18 protein-coding genes and 1 rRNA gene are annotated in these 18236 nt (G+C 44.1%); 9 read left to right on the forward strand and 10 right to left on the reverse strand.

What is annotated here, in order from left to right; all coding sequences use genetic code 11:
- The 3 genes from AC1DLM_RS31260 to AC1DLM_RS31270 all read right to left on the reverse strand — a co-directional run.
- Window positions 1-89: ribosomal RNA gene (locus AC1DLM_RS31260) — 16S ribosomal RNA — on the reverse strand; the annotation flags it as partial.
- 265 nt (window positions 90-354) lie between these two features.
- Entirely contained in the window at window positions 355-633 is a 279-nt protein-coding gene (locus AC1DLM_RS31265; protein ID WP_236288685.1) for a hypothetical protein, read from the reverse strand.
- Between the two features lie 167 nt (window positions 634-800).
- On the reverse strand, window positions 801-2021 hold the full coding sequence (locus tag AC1DLM_RS31270; RefSeq protein WP_441988728.1) for an S-layer homology domain-containing protein: 1221 nt from the start codon (window positions 2019-2021) through the stop codon (window positions 801-803).
- Window positions 2022-2239: 218 nt separating this feature from the next.
- On the opposite strand from AC1DLM_RS31270, the gene AC1DLM_RS31275 reads away from it, so the two are divergent.
- From AC1DLM_RS31275 to AC1DLM_RS31290, 4 genes are all read left to right on the forward strand, one after another.
- Window positions 2240-3895 carry an FAD-dependent oxidoreductase gene (locus tag AC1DLM_RS31275; RefSeq protein ID WP_441988727.1) on the forward strand — a complete coding sequence of 552 codons (1656 nt, stop codon included), beginning with the start codon at window positions 2240-2242 and terminating at the stop codon, window positions 3893-3895.
- Window positions 3896-4048: 153 nt separating this feature from the next.
- A complete protein-coding gene (locus AC1DLM_RS31280) occupies window positions 4049-4825 on the forward strand; it encodes a DeoR/GlpR family DNA-binding transcription regulator (protein ID WP_441988726.1) in 777 nt (258 codons plus the stop codon).
- A complete protein-coding gene (locus AC1DLM_RS31285; protein ID WP_441988725.1) occupies window positions 4818-5642 on the forward strand; it encodes an HAD family hydrolase in 825 nt (274 codons plus the stop codon). Before AC1DLM_RS31280 ends, AC1DLM_RS31285 begins: the two co-directional genes overlap by 8 nt.
- Complete coding sequence (locus AC1DLM_RS31290) at window positions 5639-6817, forward strand: MFS transporter (RefSeq protein ID WP_441988724.1); 1179 nt, start codon at window positions 5639-5641, stop codon at window positions 6815-6817. The genes AC1DLM_RS31285 and AC1DLM_RS31290 overlap by 4 nt, the downstream gene beginning before the upstream one ends.
- A 273-nt stretch (window positions 6818-7090) precedes the next feature.
- Here AC1DLM_RS31290 and AC1DLM_RS31295 read toward each other — a convergent pair whose 3' ends face one another.
- From AC1DLM_RS31295 to AC1DLM_RS31305, 3 genes are all read right to left on the reverse strand, one after another.
- Window positions 7091-7636, reverse strand: coding sequence for a hypothetical protein (locus AC1DLM_RS31295; RefSeq protein ID WP_441988723.1), 546 nt, complete (start codon window positions 7634-7636; stop codon window positions 7091-7093).
- Between the two features lie 49 nt (window positions 7637-7685).
- Window positions 7686-9119: a DEAD/DEAH box helicase gene (locus AC1DLM_RS31300; protein ID WP_441988722.1), complete on the reverse strand. Its 1434-nt coding sequence runs from the start codon at window positions 9117-9119 to the stop codon at window positions 7686-7688.
- A gap of 85 nt (window positions 9120-9204) precedes the next feature.
- A complete protein-coding gene (locus AC1DLM_RS31305) occupies window positions 9205-9780 on the reverse strand; it encodes an RNA polymerase sigma factor (protein ID WP_171631800.1) in 576 nt (191 codons plus the stop codon).
- Window positions 9781-10013: 233 nt separating this feature from the next.
- On the opposite strand from AC1DLM_RS31305, the gene AC1DLM_RS31310 reads away from it, so the two are divergent.
- The gene (locus tag AC1DLM_RS31310; protein WP_441988721.1) at window positions 10014-10277 is read left to right on the forward strand and encodes a DUF2573 family protein; all 264 of its coding nucleotides are present in this window, start codon (window positions 10014-10016) and stop codon (window positions 10275-10277) included.
- Window positions 10278-10320: 43 nt separating this feature from the next.
- On the opposite strand, the gene AC1DLM_RS31315 is transcribed toward AC1DLM_RS31310, so the two are convergent.
- Entirely contained in the window at window positions 10321-11097 is a 777-nt protein-coding gene (locus tag AC1DLM_RS31315; RefSeq protein WP_441988720.1) for an SDR family NAD(P)-dependent oxidoreductase, read from the reverse strand.
- A gap of 74 nt (window positions 11098-11171) precedes the next feature.
- Window positions 11172-11630, reverse strand: coding sequence for a chemotaxis protein CheX (locus AC1DLM_RS31320; protein WP_056613703.1), 459 nt, complete (start codon window positions 11628-11630; stop codon window positions 11172-11174).
- 278 nt (window positions 11631-11908) lie between these two features.
- Here AC1DLM_RS31320 and AC1DLM_RS31325 point away from each other — a divergent pair, with 278 nt between their 5' ends.
- Together AC1DLM_RS31325 and AC1DLM_RS31330 are read left to right on the forward strand one after the other, a co-directional pair.
- Window positions 11909-13588 carry a PAS domain-containing sensor histidine kinase gene (locus tag AC1DLM_RS31325; RefSeq protein WP_441988719.1) on the forward strand — a complete coding sequence of 560 codons (1680 nt, stop codon included), beginning with the start codon at window positions 11909-11911 and terminating at the stop codon, window positions 13586-13588.
- Window positions 13585-14367 (forward strand): TIGR01457 family HAD-type hydrolase, encoded by a 783-nt coding sequence (locus AC1DLM_RS31330; protein WP_477572154.1) that lies wholly within the window; start codon window positions 13585-13587, stop codon window positions 14365-14367. The genes AC1DLM_RS31325 and AC1DLM_RS31330 overlap by 4 nt, the downstream gene beginning before the upstream one ends.
- Before the next feature lie 241 nt (window positions 14368-14608).
- Here the strand turns inward: AC1DLM_RS31330 and AC1DLM_RS31335 are convergent, their stop codons facing one another.
- Together AC1DLM_RS31335 and AC1DLM_RS31340 are read right to left on the reverse strand one after the other, a co-directional pair.
- Window positions 14609-15187, reverse strand: coding sequence for a PadR family transcriptional regulator (locus tag AC1DLM_RS31335; RefSeq protein ID WP_477572155.1), 579 nt, complete (start codon window positions 15185-15187; stop codon window positions 14609-14611).
- 13 nt (window positions 15188-15200) lie between these two features.
- A complete protein-coding gene (locus AC1DLM_RS31340) occupies window positions 15201-16727 on the reverse strand; it encodes an MDR family MFS transporter (protein WP_171631807.1) in 1527 nt (508 codons plus the stop codon).
- 267 nt (window positions 16728-16994) lie between these two features.
- On the opposite strand from AC1DLM_RS31340, the gene AC1DLM_RS31345 reads away from it, so the two are divergent.
- A complete protein-coding gene (locus tag AC1DLM_RS31345) occupies window positions 16995-17897 on the forward strand; it encodes a LysR family transcriptional regulator (protein ID WP_477572156.1) in 903 nt (300 codons plus the stop codon).
- 11 nt (window positions 17898-17908) lie between these two features.
- Window positions 17909-18236 (forward strand): PHP domain-containing protein (locus AC1DLM_RS31350; RefSeq protein WP_477572157.1); only part of this gene is annotated, 328 nt, incomplete at its 3' end.

Genomic DNA, 18236 nt, shown 5'->3' on the forward strand with positions numbered 1-18236 from the left:
GCTTATCCCGAAGGATAAACCCGCTCGACTTGCATGTATTAGGCACGCCGCCAGCGTTCGTCCTGAGCCAGGATCAAACTCTCCATAGTAGAAAGATGACTTGCTCATTTGAAGCTAGCGAGATTTTGCAATCTCTTTTATAGTCGATTGCTCGACTGTGCTTACTCACTCGTTGTTCAGTTTTCAAAGATCAATTTCTTTCTTTTCCAATCCGCTCTCACGAACAGGAATTACAATATAGCATATTCATCCAACCAAATGCAAGCTTTATTTCTACAAATTCCGATAAAATTTGCGGCTCGTTTTGGCCGGACCAGTAATATACCATGGGTATTTGGATAATGCAATACCTTTTTAAAAAGAATATCGATTTAACTCTTGCACCACAAGTTCTTGCTCAAATTGCTCTTTCAATGAATCATTGCTCGGAGAAGTCGCAAGACCAATTTCCTTGAACTCACGAATTAGATTCTGAATCTCATGAAGATTACCCTGCTGCACATAGTGCTCTGTCTGATTAATGACGTGGAAGGCCATAGCCTGATAAGCATCCGTAAAACTTTGATCAACACCCTCTGCGCCTCGATAATCAGCATAATACCTCTTGAACGTATCCATTAAACTTTCTTCCATCCTAACCATCTCCTCTCCTGATATAGCATAGTTTCCCATTAACCTTTCCAATTTATACAATTTAATGTACAACAAGCCCCCTGCGAATTTATGCAAGGAGCTTGTTGTGGGAATCTAACCTTTTTCATCTCTTTATATATCTATAGTAAGAATGCAACTTATTAGCTTTATTTAACGTCAATTGTAGTAACGGATTGATTTTGGCCTTTAAGCTGAATCACATGACCTGCTGAGAAGTTAGCTAGGTTCCCCGTCAAAGCGAAAGTCGAAGACACATTGTATGTAGTTGATTGATCAACGCCATTGATATTTTGTGTGATCGTGATTGTTGCAATTTTACCTTGAGCGTTAATTGTTGTTGAAGTCAATGTACCCAAGATGTCGAATGAAGTGTTTACAGGTGCATTACCTGTTACTTCTACAAATACAACAGTATTGTTGAATGTACGTACTTTAACTGTATCGCCAACAGCAATTTCAGTTGCAGCTACCTTCACGCCATTACGCAAAACGAAAGCATCTGGGTGCAAGTTATACACAGTAGTTGTACCGTTCTTCGTTAGGGAAAGAACATTGTTGTACACAGCTGCATTTACAGTTCCTGTGTTTGAGTTTTGATCTTCGCCAGGCAATTGCTCGTTTGTACGATCTAGAAGAGCTGCCAATTGCGCACGTGTTACGCTTTGATTTGGTTTGAATGTGTTGTCTTCAAAACCGTCGATTAAGCCTTTATCAACAGCTACTTTCACATAACCAACAGATCCAGCTGGAATTTGCTTCGCATCCTTAAATGTAAGTGTGCTTGTCATGTTTGCTTTTGCTTCTGCTTCTAATTTCAATGCTTTCACTAGAAGTGTAGTCGCCCATAGACGGTTTGCATCTTCATTAGGTTTAACACTGTCATCACTCTCTGTGAACAGGTCGTTCTCAAGAGCTACAGCAACATAACCTACTGCCCATGCTGGAATTTTATCCGCATCTTTAAAATTCAATTTTGTTTGCTTTTCAGCATCGGACTCGGCTTGCTCACGCAATCCCATCAAACGAACAGCAGCTGTAATCGCTTCAATACGAGTTACTGTTTTCTCTGGTTTAAAGCTTCCATCTTCATATCCTTCAAAAACACGTTTGGATGCTAGGCTTGCAATGTAGCGCATTGCCCACTGAGAATTTTTCATATCGTTGAAATTAATGTTAATGGTAATGTTTGTGTTTCCTTTGGAGTCAAATTTATTGTTATCATATTTTTGCGTGTAGCTATTGTTATTGTTACCTTTACCACGATCATCATTTTTACTTCCATTTGCAAATGCGGCAGTTCCGCCACCTGCTACCATAGTTAGAACAAGACCTGTTGCTACGAATTTTTTCATTAGGTTTTTTTTCATTTTAAAATCTCTCCCTTAGTCATTTTATGGTTTATACATAAGATTAAGATGGAGCCTTCGCGAAGGGTTCCTGGTTATGCTACAAGGATTCGCCAATGCTTGTCAGTTTTTGGGGGTGCAGGTTGTAAATCTTTCAGAATCAATTCGCAAAGTCTATTAAATCCACCCTGAAACTGCTAAACTTAGACCATATAGTTTAACGCTAAAGGAGCTTATGTATGCGCTTACGAAACCCGCGAGTTCAGCTCGTTATTGCTCTGGCTGTACTCCTAATTGTTGTATCAGCCTTCTCATTCAGCAAGATTTGGTTCAAACAAGGAAGCATGAACGTAACCGCTGTAGTTCCAACTGTTACCCACCAAGATACCCCTCAAGTGAGCGAAGTACCTTCAGCCGTACCCAGTCCAGATACGAAAATAGCGAGCGTTGCCACATATCCAACTGAAAACGTAGATGTTGTTGTAATTGGTAGTGAGCTTGAAGGCCTCTATTTGGCCCGCGCTGCCATGGATGAAGGTCTCAAAGTGAAAATATTAGATCCCCATCAAGCCTTCGGCGGTCAAATCCTTCAAAGTCAGATGTTGTTTCTAGATGAAACACGAGATGAACAAGGACATTTACTCGTACAGGGCCGCGCTAAAGAACTATTCGATGGCTTCCGAAACGCTAAGATCCGAAAACTTTCTGAATTCACGACATACATGGACAAGTTAAGTAAAGATATCCCGATTGAGTCAGGCATCACGATTCAAGAGGTTGAACAAATTCAAACACCTGATTTTATGCACAAAATCCCATCCATCCTATATAAAACCAATAAAAATGAAATTAAGAAAATTACGGCCTCCTATTGGGTAGATAACAGTGATTTTGCCGCATTAATGAGCCGCTTGGATGCTAAACGTCTACCAGGTCTTGAGAAATTCTATGGGCAAAAAGATATTGAGTACATGAGCGCAGGCATGATGATGAAGTTTAAAAACGTAGATTGGAAGAAGTTCAATACGACCTTCAATGCATTAAAGCCAGAGGACAGATCGAAGCAATTCGGAGGTGGAAGTGTCAGCGATAGTTTCGCTATTGGGCTTAGCGGCATGACGAAGGCGTATCATCCTTCTAATAATCGTGTTTTCCTTAGAGGTTTGAATGCCGTGAATCAACGTGATGGCGAAGTCCTCATTAATGCGTTGCTAGTCTATACTGTGGATCCTGCCAAGCCGGCGTCTGTGCAAGAAGCAGTCTATTTGGGAAATAAGGAAACTGCCCTGATCTTGCAGCATTTCCGTAAAACATTACCAGGCTGGGAGAAAGCTGAACTAGGCGAACTGCCAACTTACCCTTATATTCGAGAATATAATCACTACGAAATGGATTACACTCTTAAACCATCTGATCTCCTCGCAGGTACGATGTTCTGGGACAATGTCAGTATTGGCGGTTATCCGCTTGATCTCCAGGGTACGAGTGCCAACAAATGGGGAATTGAGATGGGACGCCCTGACAAATACGGCATGCCGCTTCGCAGCTTTTTACTGAAAAATTATGAAAATGTCATAGCAGCAGGAAAAAATGTTGGTTCCTCCGCGATCGCATACGGCAGCACACGTATTCAGCCAAACACGAGTTTGGCCGCAGAGTCCATCGGTGTCATCTTGGGCCAGCTTCATGGCAAGCAGAAACTTCGCGAAATTAAGCCCGAAGACATGCTGAAGCTCCAAACGTACTTAGCTACTCGTTATCAAATCAAACTAACTGGCGTAACAGGAACCAACAAGATCACGGGTTGGAATGAAGAGGAAATTCGCAAACTGGATACTGGCGAAATCACTTATCCTAGCTATGTTCAAACACGTAAAAAACCAGCCGTTAAATGACATATAGATATTATTGACCGTGTCCTCGTTCAAGTAACGAGTGAGCACGGTTTTTCTTTTCAAAAAAGGATTGAAAGCCAAGCAACATGCGTATACAATAAGTAATATACTTATATTCACTTACAAACGCTTAAGTAAAGGAGGTTATCATCTTTGTTTCAAGAAGAACGACTCTTTTCCATCCTTGAATACTTAAAATCAAATAAGCGTATCTCCGTAGATCTGATTTGTGAGCTCTATGAAGTTTCTCGCGATACGGCTAGGCGGGATATGGTCAAATTAGAGGAGCAAGGATCCATCGTTCGTACGCGAGGTGGTGCAATTCTTCCCACACTTTCTAAAGAGGTCGGCAATTATGATCAGCGCCTTCAAGAGGAATCCTCTTCGAAACTGACGATAGGTAAAACAGCTGCAACCCTCGTTCAAGATGGCGATTATCTGATGATGGATGCTTCAACAACTGTTCTGCATGCAGCTACTGCCCTGGCCTCTAAAAACAACATTGTCATCACAAGTTCCATTCAAACTGCCGCTATCCTTACTCGTAAAGATGGTATTACGATTCATATGCTTGGTGGTGTGCTAGATAATAAGCAACATAGTGTCTACGGGGCTAAGGCGATTGAAATGTTAAACGAGTATCACGTCGATAAGCTTTTCATTGGCACTTGCGGCATTTCCGAAAATGGGCTATCCGCCCCCAATGAGGAAGATTGTTATTTAGTAAGAGCGATGATGGAGCATGCTGATCAAGTGATCGTTCTCGCAGATCATTCGAAATTCGGCAAGCGTCTGTTCCATCGTGTCGTAGGATTTGAAAGTATTGATATTCTGGTAACGGATCAAGCGCTGAGCGAGGAAATGAAAGAGCGCTTACTGGCCAGTGAGGTTGAAATTGTACTAGCAGGAGGAGAAGAACAACATGATTAAACTAATCGTAAGCGATCTGGACGGCACGCTGCTTGACCATCATAAGAAAGTCACGGAACGGGAGCTGAAAGCTCTACAACAAGTGAGAGACGCAGGAATAATGCTTTGTCTGGCCTCTGGTAGAATGAATTCGGAGATGCAGAGAGTACTTCAAGATATCAATCATCAAGCTCATTCTGTTTCCCAAAATGGTGCCTTCATCCATTTGATAGATGGTGCGCTTCTGCAAGCGAAGCTATTTGAGCCTTCCATTGCCCACCGAGTGTATCAACTCATCGAATCTTTCGATGTAGTTAAGTTTATATGCTCCGGAAGTGCCAATTATATTGAGCGCTTGAGTCCCGCTTCGGACGAGATTCAGAAGAGAATGTTCGAACCTTTTATCGTCAAAAGCGAGATGGAACAATCCCTGAAGGATGAGTTTCCGATTTGTAAATTCTCACTATTCGGGCAGGAAGACGATTTACTTGAGATCAAGTCGCTGTTAGAAAAAGAGCTCGCTGATCAATTGGATATCTATATGGCTGATACAGATTGCCTCGATATCATGCCTCACCAAGTTTCCAAAGGCAGCTCCCTCCTTACACTTCTTGCCCACTTGGGATTAAAACCTGAAGAGATCGCTTGTTTTGGAGACTCCTTTAATGATGTCTCAATGTTCGGTATTACTCCGCATAGCTTCGCCATGCACACAGCTCATTCTGATGTGAAAAAAGTTGCCTCGAATACGGTGAGCTCTGTTTCCGAAGCGATTGCCCATGTATTAACTTATAATGAAAAGTTTACGACTGAACGTAAAGGAAGCGCCACATTATGAAAAGATTATTAATTATGGGCTGTCTCTCCTACTTGTTAACAGGCTGCACGCACGTAATTTTTGGCGCGGTGTTACCTGAACTACTAGCCCATTACGGACGAAGCTACAGTGGTGGCGGCATGCTCGTCTTTTTGCAATTTGGAGGTTTCATGCTTGGTGTGCTTGCTATGCCTACACTCATTCGTACCATCAGTCGTCGAAGCACAATTACAATGGCATTTTGTTTACTCTTTATCGCTATGCTGGCTATAGGGTTGTTGCCCCCTTGGCCAATGGTCGTAGGTCTGACATTCATTGCTGGTATCTCCTTTGGACTTGTGGAGTCTAGTATCAGCACCTTTGTCCTCATGGCTGCCAAAGATCAACAAGCTGTTGCTTTCAGTAAGCTTGAGGTATTCTTTGGACTTGGCGCCTTATTCATGCCGCTTGTATCCAGTTTACTCATTGCAAATGGGCTATGGAAATTCGCCTTTATGCTGCTCGGACTAAGTGCTCTTGCAACAGGCATCATTTGGTCAAAGCTATCCTTAGGCGAGCATGATGAATTACTTGCACATAAAGCGGATCGTTCGCAGAAAGCAGATCGAGTTCCTGTACTTTCTAAAAAATCGTTCATTTTTTTATGCTTACTTATGACCGTATTCTTCTTGTATTGCGGCATGGAAAATACGATTGTAAATTTCTTACCGTCGATCTTTAAGGACCAGCTACAGGCTTCAAGCTCTGTCTCTACACTCGGTGTGACCGCTTATTGGTTAACCATGGTTGTGGGTCGCTTATTCGCGGGTGCACTAGCTGAGAAGATGACCTATTTCAAATACTTAGCTTTCTCGTTCGCTTTAAGCTTAATCACCGTAATCGTATGGGTTTTTAGCACGAATCTTTGGAGTAGCTTTGCCGTGATCCTCTTGCTTGGGTTATTCATGTCAGGTATGTTCGCCGTTGCCCTTATTTATGCGAATCAACTGTTGCCAGGACGTACAGAGCAAACGACGAGTGCGCTCATTGCCTCTGGTGGTTTAGGCGGAGCTATCTTGCCGCTTGGTGTTGGTTGGGGTATGGATCACTTCCATGTAGGTGTCTCGATCTGGTTTGTACTGATTAGCATGTGTGTTGTGTTTGGCATTATTATGTATACACGTAGATGGCAGGCTCCTGTGTTGGGTGCAAATTAACTGGATAAACTACAGCTGTTTTTTGAAGTTTTCGCTCCAAATTCCAATTAGATGGAAAATATGTAGGTAATTTTCGCCAAAACGACTAATCTAACCTTTTCGGGGTAAATTAACTGCATAAAATCCATCTACTTGCTAAATTTCCGTTAAACTAGTGAAATTAACTGTAGAAATTACAGCTACTGTGCCAGACGGGGTGTAGTGGGTGGAGAACAATCCAAAAAGCAAAAGACCCTTCACATCCACTTAGGTGGAATTGAAGGGTCTTTCGTTTTACTGAAATGGCTTTAGTTGAATGAGAATCGCATTGTCTTCAAACACAACATTTTTAATGCCAATTAATTTAGGTAAGTAAGATTGCAATGGAATTTCAATCGGAGCTAGTTGAAGCCACTCGCTAGGCAGTTGCCAATTCCGGATTTGAGTATTCACATGCTGAATGACCAAGTTAGGTGGATCCCATGCCAATGTGAATGTCGTGTGAGCACCAATTGGAATCCGATCGTGCCACCTTACGTTTACATCCGCCTCAACCCTAGCACCCTGCAGATCCAACTCTGCACCTTCCATCCGAAAGTCATGCGGCAGTGTGCTGTGCGAGGCTAACTGCTTTTTGAGCAAATGATTAACTTCCTCTTCCGAAAGCCGCACGTCGAGTTTTCGGGAGAGGATCATTTCTGCAATTTTGCTGCTTATGGCGATCTCTTTATATTGTAGATCTAGCGACTTTGTTGGTTTCACATACTGAATGATGATGAATAGCATCACCGCGGCGATGACAGCCAGCATCAGGAGTGTGATCGTAACTTTCTTCAGCATGCCAATACACCTCGCAGATCATGAGTAGTAGGCTTCGCGAGGAAGCGCGCTACTCATCTTTATTCTGCTGCTTCTCTTTCAGCCAGCGCGGAGCGCCCTTGCTCTTGCGATCGCGCTCGCGTTGCGCTTTGCTGACGGCCTTGCCTGCGGCGGCCGTCTTCCCTTGCGCTGCCGGCTTCGCCGGAGCAGCGCCCTGCTGGCCGCGCGCGTCAGGCGCCGCGGCACTTACACGCACCGCGCCCGCAGGCGCGGCAGCCTCATGCGCGCCGGCGGAGCCGCTGCGCGAAGGTGCTGCGCTTGGGCGCGCAGCTTCACGGCGGCTGCGCATCGTAGCCGCGCTGCGATCTTGGGCCGGGTCAACTAACCGGCCCTCGTACATGGCCTTCGGCTCGATCGTGATGCCGAGCTGTTTCTCGAATTTCTCGATGATGAAGAGCTCTCTCGAGGTCACGATAGAAATCGAAGTCCCCTCACGGCCCATCCGGCCTGTCCGACCTACACGGTGCAGGTAATACTCTGCATTCGTCGCCACATCCAGATGGAATACGTGCGTCACACCTTCAATATCAAGTCCTCTGGCTGCAACGTCAGTTGCCAACAATAATTGGAATTTCCCCTCACGGAAATTGCCCATCACTTTGGCACGATCCTGCTTGCTCGCTTCTCCATATAGAGCTTCAACAGAAAGCCCAACGTATTGAAGCTTACCAACGACTTGTGCAATATCATCAGTTACATTAATGAAGACAATCGCTGAAGTCGGCTTTATCATCCTAACAAGTCTTCGGAGTGTGTCAATCTTTTCACGTTCCTGACACACGACATAGTGATGCTCCAACGTTTCAGCCGTACGCTGGGAGGGGTTTATTTTGATAATAACCGGATCCTTCAACCACCTGCCTGCTGCTTGCTCCGTACTTTGAGGAATAGTCGCCGAAACAAACACCATTTGACTCGTGCGAAGCATACCTTTGAGTACCGCTTCTACATCCTGCATAGAGCCAAGTTCAAACACTTGGTCAACTTCATCAACAATGCCCATTTTCACATGATGCAGCGTAAGCTTGCGAACTTTCATTAATTCCAACAATCGTCCAGGCGTTCCAACTACGATATGCGGGTGAAGGCGCAGCTTTTCGATCTGTCTGGCAACAGCCGCTCCACCGATTAAGGATTGCGAACGAATAGGCCCCCCGCTAGTCAATTTCTCAATTTCCTGCATGATCTGCATGCCCAACTCTCGCGTAGGGACAATAACTATGACTTGCAATTGTTTCTGTGTTGGATCAATTCGCTCCAAGGCAGGCAGCAAATAAGCTAGGGTTTTACCCGTTCCTGTCTGGGATTGAATAATCGCATCTTTCCCTTGCAGGAGAACTGGAATACCTTCCGCTTGAATCGGTGTTGGCTCACCAATCCCTAATTCTTGTAATTTATCTAAATAAGCCTGTGCAATCTGCAGCTGTTCGAAACTCGTGCTCAATACGATATACCCCTTTTCTCTTCCAACCTCATGCCCATATTATATGCTAGAGTGCCTCAGCAAACAAATATGCAGACGCCGCCCTCTATCTATCTGATCCCCATTCGTCCAAAAACTTCTGTTTAATCGCATCCCGTGCACGAAAAAGCCTTTGTCGCACAACGCCTTCGGTCACACAAAGTTCACTAGCCATATCTTTATAAGATAAATTATGAATCCATTTCATAGCGATAATCTGTCTATAAGAAGGATTAAGTTGATTGATATAAGCAATAACGGCTTCTCTCATGACTTTCATTTCAACCTCTACGTCTGGCGCAGCCGAATAATCCGAAGTTGGAGCTGACTCCTTTAAGGAAAACAATACCTCTGTCTCGAGTTCATCACGGTTACGTCTATGTTTGCGCAAATGATTGAGAGTCACGTTCCGCGTAAGTCTCTTGAGCCAGCCCTCATATTTATCAATTTCCGTTAATAAAGGGGCTTTGTGAACAGCACGGAGAAAGGCTTCCTGGATAATGTCCTCCACGGCAGCGTGATCTCTCAAAATAAAATTAATCATCGGATAAACGAGCAAGTAAAATTCTTTATAAATTTGTTCCTGCAACCCTTTATCTAATGTATTAAAGTCCCTGTTAAATATCTCTCTCAGTGACTTCATTTTATCCCCCCTAGCCTACAGGTAAAAAGACCCATCGGTTATCTACCTTATTTTAGGTTAAAAAAGGGGAGTAAACAATCGTTACCGTTAAAATAACATGAAAAATTTTCCCTTCACGAGGATGCATTACATCTTGAAGGCAGAATACTTCGCGACATTTTGACAGCCTCATCTCCATCTATTAAACTAAAAGTGCTCCAACTATTCTATTTCCATCCGAAGGGATGACGTGCATGCCTACCAATTTCGAAAACGATTTTAACACGTTGGTCGCCAAGACCGCAGAACTTATTACAGGTGATACTTCCCCAGAAATGATCGAGAAAATCAAAATATGGGCTTTCTTCAATCATGTTCACAAGGCACTACCCGCACTCGCTTCCCACTGGAATCAATCTCATCCTGAGGGCAAGGCAGAAATGCGAAAGATTTTCGAAGAAATCCGCGCACTAAATCAAGCGAAGCAAGCAGCGAAGTCTGATTCATCCGAAACGTAGCAAAGGCAGAGAAAAAGCGACCCCAATGTGATTGGGAGCCGCTTTATTTTTTATTCATGATATGGGATGCCAGCTTGTTAAAAAGGCGTGGAAACAGATGAAATAATTTAATACCAACACCCGCTACAAAAGGCAGGTTCTTCTCTGGTATGTTTTTCTCGATCGCATGAATGAGCTCTTTGACTACTTTGTCCGGCTTTAACATAAACCAAGCGATGTTCTTGACATAATTACCGCTCGGATCCGCCTTGTCGAAAAATGGTGTCGCAATCGGACCTGGATTAATCGCTGTCACGGATACCCCTGTTCTCGCTAGTTCCATCCGCAAGCTATTCGTGAATCCTAGCACCGCATGCTTGGTTGCCGAATAGGCTGTTGATTTGGCTGAACCAATTTTACCTGCCATTGAGGCAACATTGACAATATGACCACTACCTGCCTTTAACATGTGCGGAAGCACTGCCTGCGTGCAACGCACGAGCCCCAGATAATTCACATCCATCATCTCTTCAAAATGAGCAAGTGGCGCTTCCGTAAATGATTCAAATATACCATATCCAGCGTTATTAATGAGTATATCAATTCGCCCAAACTCGGCGATGATGCGGCTCACAACTTGATTGACCTCATCTGTATGTGTAACATCCATGGCGTAGACAGCGTGTTTCCCCGCCAAGCTCGAAGCAATTTGTTTCAACATATCCGTACGCCGTGCCGTCAACACAGGAATAGCACCCTTAGCTGCAAATTGCTGCGCCATCAATGCTCCAATTCCACTTGAAGCCCCTGTAATCAAGACGACTTTGTTCTTGATTTCCAACTTATTCCACCCCCTTCGATACACAAAAAAAATGGAGCTACCATCATACTGGTACTCCAACGTTTCTACTTATATTACGTAATTAGCACTTGAATGTCTAGTTCACCAATGCCATCCATGATTAAAGGAATGGTCAATGCTCTCTTCGGCACAAATCCTGCTGCCGTTGCAGATTGGACTAACTTCGGTGGTGTAATGTCGACCCGAACGCCTTGGTTAAAGAGCATCGTGCTCGCATTACCACTAATCATATTGCCCAATTCAGAAATGGCACTCTTTCCCATTTCATCCATCTCAGTGATGACGAATCCGCCCATCATGGCAGAAACCATTTTTAGAGCAACATCTTCAGCCAAGCCGAAAACGACGTCGCCTTCCATTTGTCCAGTCATACCAATTTGGATCCAGATATACTTTTCCACAAATTTGACGTCTTTAATGCCGAGCTGTCCTGTCGTTGGGCGAATGTTAGCAACTTGCTCGATGACGATTCTAGCCGACTCCAAAAAGGGATTAATGTACTCAGCCTTCATAGCTCCGCTCCGATCTCATTTGTGAATAAGTTCCACAGAAAAACGACCTTTTTCAACATTATACATAATATTTTAGGACAAGTATACTGTCAATTTAACAAAAATAGTTCCATCTACTCAGATACATGCCACAATTCTACCTTCATACTTAAATTGTCGAAACCTAGTATCGATGCCTCCAAATAATTAAAATCCAAAAACAATGGTAAATTATACAAAATAATAACTATTCCTGTTAAACTAAGAAAGAGAATCCCAATAAGGAGAGATGAGAGTCAATGACGATGAACCCCCCTCCTGCAAGTACCCAAAAATTCACGATTTACCTGATAGCCGTCATAGCGATCTTCGGTATTCATTTAATTTATTTGCACCATCTGCCTTTTTTTCAAAATAACCGCATGGCAAGCATCGCAATCGATAGTGGTTTGTTCGTCGTATTTATGTTACTCATCCTATTAGGAATACGGTTACTCAAGCGACGTGAAACGAGTATTTCGGAAAGTGCTGAGCGATATAAATCACTATTCGATAACCACCCTGATTCCATTATTTCCTTTAGTTTGGATGGAGATATCCTTTCTTCGAATCATGGACTTGAAAGCTTGCTCGGATTGGGTGAAGAATCGTCAAAATCTGCCTCGTTTCTTCCAATGATCCATCCTCCTGATCTACTCAAAACGCTGCACCATTTCCAAGTAGCTTCAGAAGGAACGCCCCAAAATTTCGATGCTTCTTTCTTACATCAAAATGGTTTCCCTATCCCTTCTAATGTCACTTTTGTTCCTACTAAGGTGGGCAACCAAATCATTGGGGTGTATGCTATTCTGAAAGATTTGACCGAGATCAGAGAACAGAAGAAAGAAATTGATAAGCTCTATAAGCAAAATCAACTTATTCTCAATTCGGTATCAGAAGGCATTTATGGCATTGATACGAATGGACGCACTATTTTCTGGAACAAAGCCGCAGAAGCCATCACCGGTTGGAAAGTGGATGAAATGCTAGGTAGACGCATACATAACCTAATTCGGCCGCTTCATGAGGATGGAACTTTGGTCATTCCTGAGGATAACGCGACAGTAAATACGATGCTTCAACGTGAAGGCGCGATCATGAATGAAGATTTGTTTTGGAAAAAAGATGGAACCAGCTTTCCAGTAGAGTACATGTCCAGTCCTATGTTAGATGGTGGTGGTCAGTTGCTGGGTACCGTCATTACATTCAGTGATATCACCGAATTGAAGAAGACGCAGGAATTGCTTATTAAATCGGATAAGCTATCTGCCGTTGGACAGCTGGCTGCTGGTGTTGCGCATGAGATCCGCAATCCGCTGACCGCGTTAAAAGGATTCCTCAAGCTGCTCAAGACAAGCTCTGCCAAGGAGCAATATTACATTGAAATTATGCAAAAAGAGCTGCAGCGTATAGAATTCATTGTGAATGAGTTTTTGTTTGTATCCAAGCCACAAGCTACCCACTTCGTTACTAGTACGTTATACACGATCATCATGAGCACGGTAGAGTTACTTCAACCACAAGCACTGCTCTCTAATATCGAAATTGAAGCAGAGGTTGACTCTGGGCTTCCCCCTGTCATGTGTGATGAGAATCAAATCAAGCAGGTCTTCATTAATATAATGAAAAATGCGATTGAATCGATGTCGCAAGGTGGGAGTCTGCGCATTCATGCAGAGCTGAAAGGTTCKGGCAATCAGATTCTTGTTCGTTTCGTGGATCAGGGCTGTGGCATTGCACCTGAACGTCTTCCCAAGCTTGGAGAACCTTTCTATAGTACAAAGGAAAAAGGAACAGGACTGGGCCTAATGGTTTGTTTTCGGATCATTGAAGCACACGGTGGGTTCATGAACATTAGCTCTAAACTTACGGAGGGTACGATCGTCGAGATCACACTGCCGACAACAACTTACCTATCTAAAGGAGAAGCAACAGGATGAACGGATTTCTAATCGATCTAGATGGCACACTTTACAGAGGGCACGAGCCAATCCCTGGTGCCGCTGCTTTCTTGCAATGGCTCCAGCAGGAGCAATTGCCTTACCTCTTGGTGACGAACAATTCGTCCCGCACCCCCGAGCAGGTTGCCGAGCATCTACAAGCGCTCGGCATGGAGGTACCCGCGGCAGCCGTCTATACGTCTTCGCAGGCGGCTGCGCAGTACTTGACCGAGCAGCGCGCTGGCCGGCGCGTGCATATGATCGGCGAAGACGGCCTGCGGATTGCGTTGGACGCAGCCGGCTTCGCGTTGGACGAGACGACGCCGGATTACGTCGTCCAAGGCATTGATCGCAGCTTCACCTATGGGAAGCTGACGGAAGCGGTCCGCCATCTGAAGCATGGCGCGACCTATGTCTTAACGAATCCCGACCGGATGCTTCCGTCGGATGGGGGGCTTATGCCAGGGGCTGGCTCCCTGGCAGCTGCGATCACCGCCGCCTCCGGCGTGGAGCCGGTGGTGATCGGGAAGCCTTCGCCGATCATCATGGCGTATGCCATTGAGCGGCTCGGTTTGCCTGCCGCCGATGTCTGGGTCATCGGCGATAACGTGCACACCGACATCCGCGGAGGCAGGGTGGCGGGGTGCCGCACTGCCCTTATCTTGACGGGCGTCGCGACGCCAGACAATGTGCATGAGCAGCTGGCGTCGGCTGGCTTGACGCCGGACTTGGTCTGCACGGATTTGCCGCATTTCATTGTGCAGCTGAATGACTGCTGATAAACTTTAGCTTCTCACCTGAAGCTGAGTTAGTCCGATTTCCCCAAATTAAAACGAGGATATCTGTTTGAATAGTACAAATAGTCCGGATTCGCCGAACTAAATACCCATTTTCCTTGTGTGAGTGGCGTTTTGGGCGATTTAGTTAGGTAAATTAGGACTAATTAAGATGCAATGACGCTGCCAGTGATTATAATTCGGCAATTCCGGACTAATCGATCGCGTATTACAAAAATTCGCTTCACTCGATCCGATCCCAGTCCACATCGAGCTCCGTATTTCGTTCCTGCAATCTACCGTCTCGAGCATCCTGTTGCAGCTCTTCTAGCCATTTCAACTCAGTGAAAGCACGTTTATAGCTGCCGACCATCATATGCAAGACGACGCGTGGAACGATGTTTAAGTGCTCGTAGTACAAACTTTTCATCTTATTCATGATCATTTTCTGTTCCAAAATTTTATGTTCAAGTATATCTGCAATTTTAGATTGATCACCATGAACGGTAAAAGGCAATGCCACATAGAGTGGATGATAATGTTTGATCTCTTCATGCAATTGATGAGACAACAGTTCTTGAAATTTTTGCTTACCAGCTTCCGTTATTTGATATATGGTTTTCTCGGGCCGATTCGTATCCCGCACGACTTCTAGCGCTTCTACATGACCATCTTTATGCAGTTGATCCATGGCATAATAGAGTGAACCGTCCTGCAGCTTCATATAATTCGCCATGCCGCGTTCTTTCATCGTTTGACGAATCTCATAGGTATGCCGATTGGCTTCCATTAAGAGTCCGAGAATGACCAGCTTCATCGACATTTGTGTTAACCTCCTAGTGTCCTACTGGTACATCTCCTTTAACAGGCGCTTTACCAACTTCTAGTTTAGCATTTCCCATCAATAAAATGAACGCGAGACCTAGTATAGCTAGAACAATCGTAGTTTGGAAAACGACGGCAATCGAATCCGCCAATGCGGTTAGAAGCTTATGCAATACCTCTTTGGGGATATTCGCTCGCACTTCGGGTTGAAGCAACATCCGCGCGTCATGGAATTTCTCAGCCATAGCTGGGTCATTCAACGATTTGGTAATGTTGTCTTTTAAAGCATTGACTTGAATGCTCCCGAATATCGCTACCCCAATGGCAGAACCAACAGAACGGAAGAAAGCAACCAAGGATGTTACCGTCCCCCTGCGGCGGAAATCAACTTTATGAAGTGCAGACATCGACGTGATTGGGAAACATGCGCCAATACCTAGTCCGAGAATAATCATGTAGGTTGTGATAACCCATCTCTCAGAATCAATGGAAATGCCACCAAGTAGCGATGTCGCCAACAGAAGAAGAGCGACGGATACAAGAAGCACATTCCGATAGGAGAATTTACCGATGAAGCGACCACCTAATGCACTACTTACAACAACACCTAACATCATAGGAGTTAAAGTCGAACCAGCTGATGTCGCAGAACCTTCGAATACGCCTTGGATAAACAAAGGAATGTATGTCCCTGCCGAAATGAGAACCGCTCCATAAGCAAAGCTTACTCCCATGCTGGAAGTAAATAACCGATTTTTGAACAAATCTAGCGGTACAATGGGCTCTGCAGCGTTTTTCTCGATAAAAATAAACCCTGCTAACAGCACAACGAACCCTGCAAATAAACCAATAATCTGCATCGAACCCCAAGCATACTCTTTCCCGCCAAATTCCAATGCGAACATGAGCGAAACGATAGCTGCCGTTAATACAACTGTACCGCCCCAATCAATCTTAGCCTTACTATGTTCCACGGACTCGTGATAAGAGAAAATAATCATAATCAGAGAAATAATACCTAGAGGTAAATTGATGAAGAAAATCCATTCCCACGTCACATGATCTGTGAAGTAAGCCCCAATAATAGGACCAAGCACACTGGATAAACCGAAAACTGCGCCGAATAAGCCCTGCATTTTACCCCTTTTCTCAGGAGGAAAAATGTCAAAAATAATAGCAAAGGTAATCGGCATCAACGCACCGCCGCCAATACCTTGGATCGCACGGTAGATGATCAGCTGTGTCATCGACGATGCTGTTCCACATAACGCGGATCCGATCATAAAGACGACGATCCCAATAATGAAAAATAATTTACGCCCATACATATCCGAAAGTTTACCGAAGATGGGCATTGCCGCCACATTGGCAATCAGATAGGCCGAGAATACCCAAACAAATTGGCTAAATCCGCCCAGCTTAGATACAATCGTTGGCATCGCAGTCGATACAATCGTCTGATCTAGAGAAGCCAGCAAGAGCCCAAGCATCAAAGCTACAACCGTCACGGTCGGATTTGATTTACGAGATAAAGACATACGTGGAGTCTCCTTAATCGATATGTTTTAAATTACATAAATTATTATATTCAAATTTGAGTATTTTGCAAAGATAATTTTCAGTTATACGCTTCGCTTCTATTCATCAGTAGCTTACGCTCAGAGACCCGCAATTATCCCGCCTTGTTGCCTAGTTAGCACTTCCTATCATATAATAAAGTAAGAAAAGGTTTTTATGTCCTTTACAATTTCGATAAATTTTATTTGTACCTTTGATCTTACATCTAACTTGCAGGAGGTAATCTGATGAATATGAACCAGTTAGAAACCCTGCTCACGATTTCTAAGACGATGAGCTTTCGTAAAGCTGGTGAAATTCTAAACTTGACCCAACCTGCCGTTTCCGCGCAAATAAAAAGTCTTGAGGATGAATTCGGTACGATTCTCATTGATCGTAATCAGCCTGTTACTTTAACAGATAGTGGAAAGCTTTTCTTGGAACATGCGGAAAAAATATTACGGATCACGAGTGACCTGAAACAGCGTCTTTCCGATCTGAGTCAAACCCCTCAAGGTCATATCCATATTGGCACAACGACTTCCATTGCCATGCAGATCTTGCCGAGGGTCCTTTCCTATTTCCAGGATCAATTCCCGCTGATTAAAACGACCATTCATTCCATGACCTCTTCTCAGATCATGACATCCGTGGAAAACGGTCATATCGATATTKGGATCACGTATTTGTTTGAGAAGAATCCAGCTTTAGAGACTTCCGTGCTTTACTATGATAATTTTGAACTCATCGTCTCCACGCATCATCCTCTTAGTCGTTTCACGCATTTATCTATCGAGAAACTTAGAAATATTCCGTTTATTATGCTTTCCCCAGAAACTGCGGGTCGACGTTTCGTCGATCAAATCTTCAAATCCTATGATGTCTCGCCTCATATTGTCATGGAGTTGTCTAGCAGTGAGGAAGTGAAGCGCATGGTCGAGTTAAATCTAGGTGTTGCGATCATTTCCAAAATGTCTGTTGCGGATGAACTGCGACATGGCTCATTGAAGATGGTAAAAGTGAACGAACTGGATATTACTCATCCGGTAGGCGTAGTATATAAGTCAGGAAGATACTTGAATTCTGCCATGCAACAATTTCTTCGCGATCTCAAAGGAATGCCGGAAACGCAATTTATCGGTTCTGAATAGGAGGCCTTTCAGTGAAATTCGACTTACATACGCATCATGAGCGATGCGGACATGCGCAAGATACCATACGTGACTATATTGAAGCAGCCATTGCAGCTGGCCTTCAAGTAATTGGCATCTCCGATCACTCCCCCTACTTTGGAAGCTCGGAAGATCGTGCACAACCTGCCATCGCCATGGCAAAAAGCGAATTTCCCCGCTATATTGAGGAAGTACTTCAACTCAAACAAGCGTATGYAGGTAAAATCAATGTACTCTTAGGTGTGGAATCTGATTATTTCCCAGAGCACGTGGAGATTTATAAGCAAGAATACGCAAAGTATCCGTTCGATTACATCA

The sequence above is a fragment of the Paenibacillus sp. 01T442 genome (genome assembly GCF_056398345.1).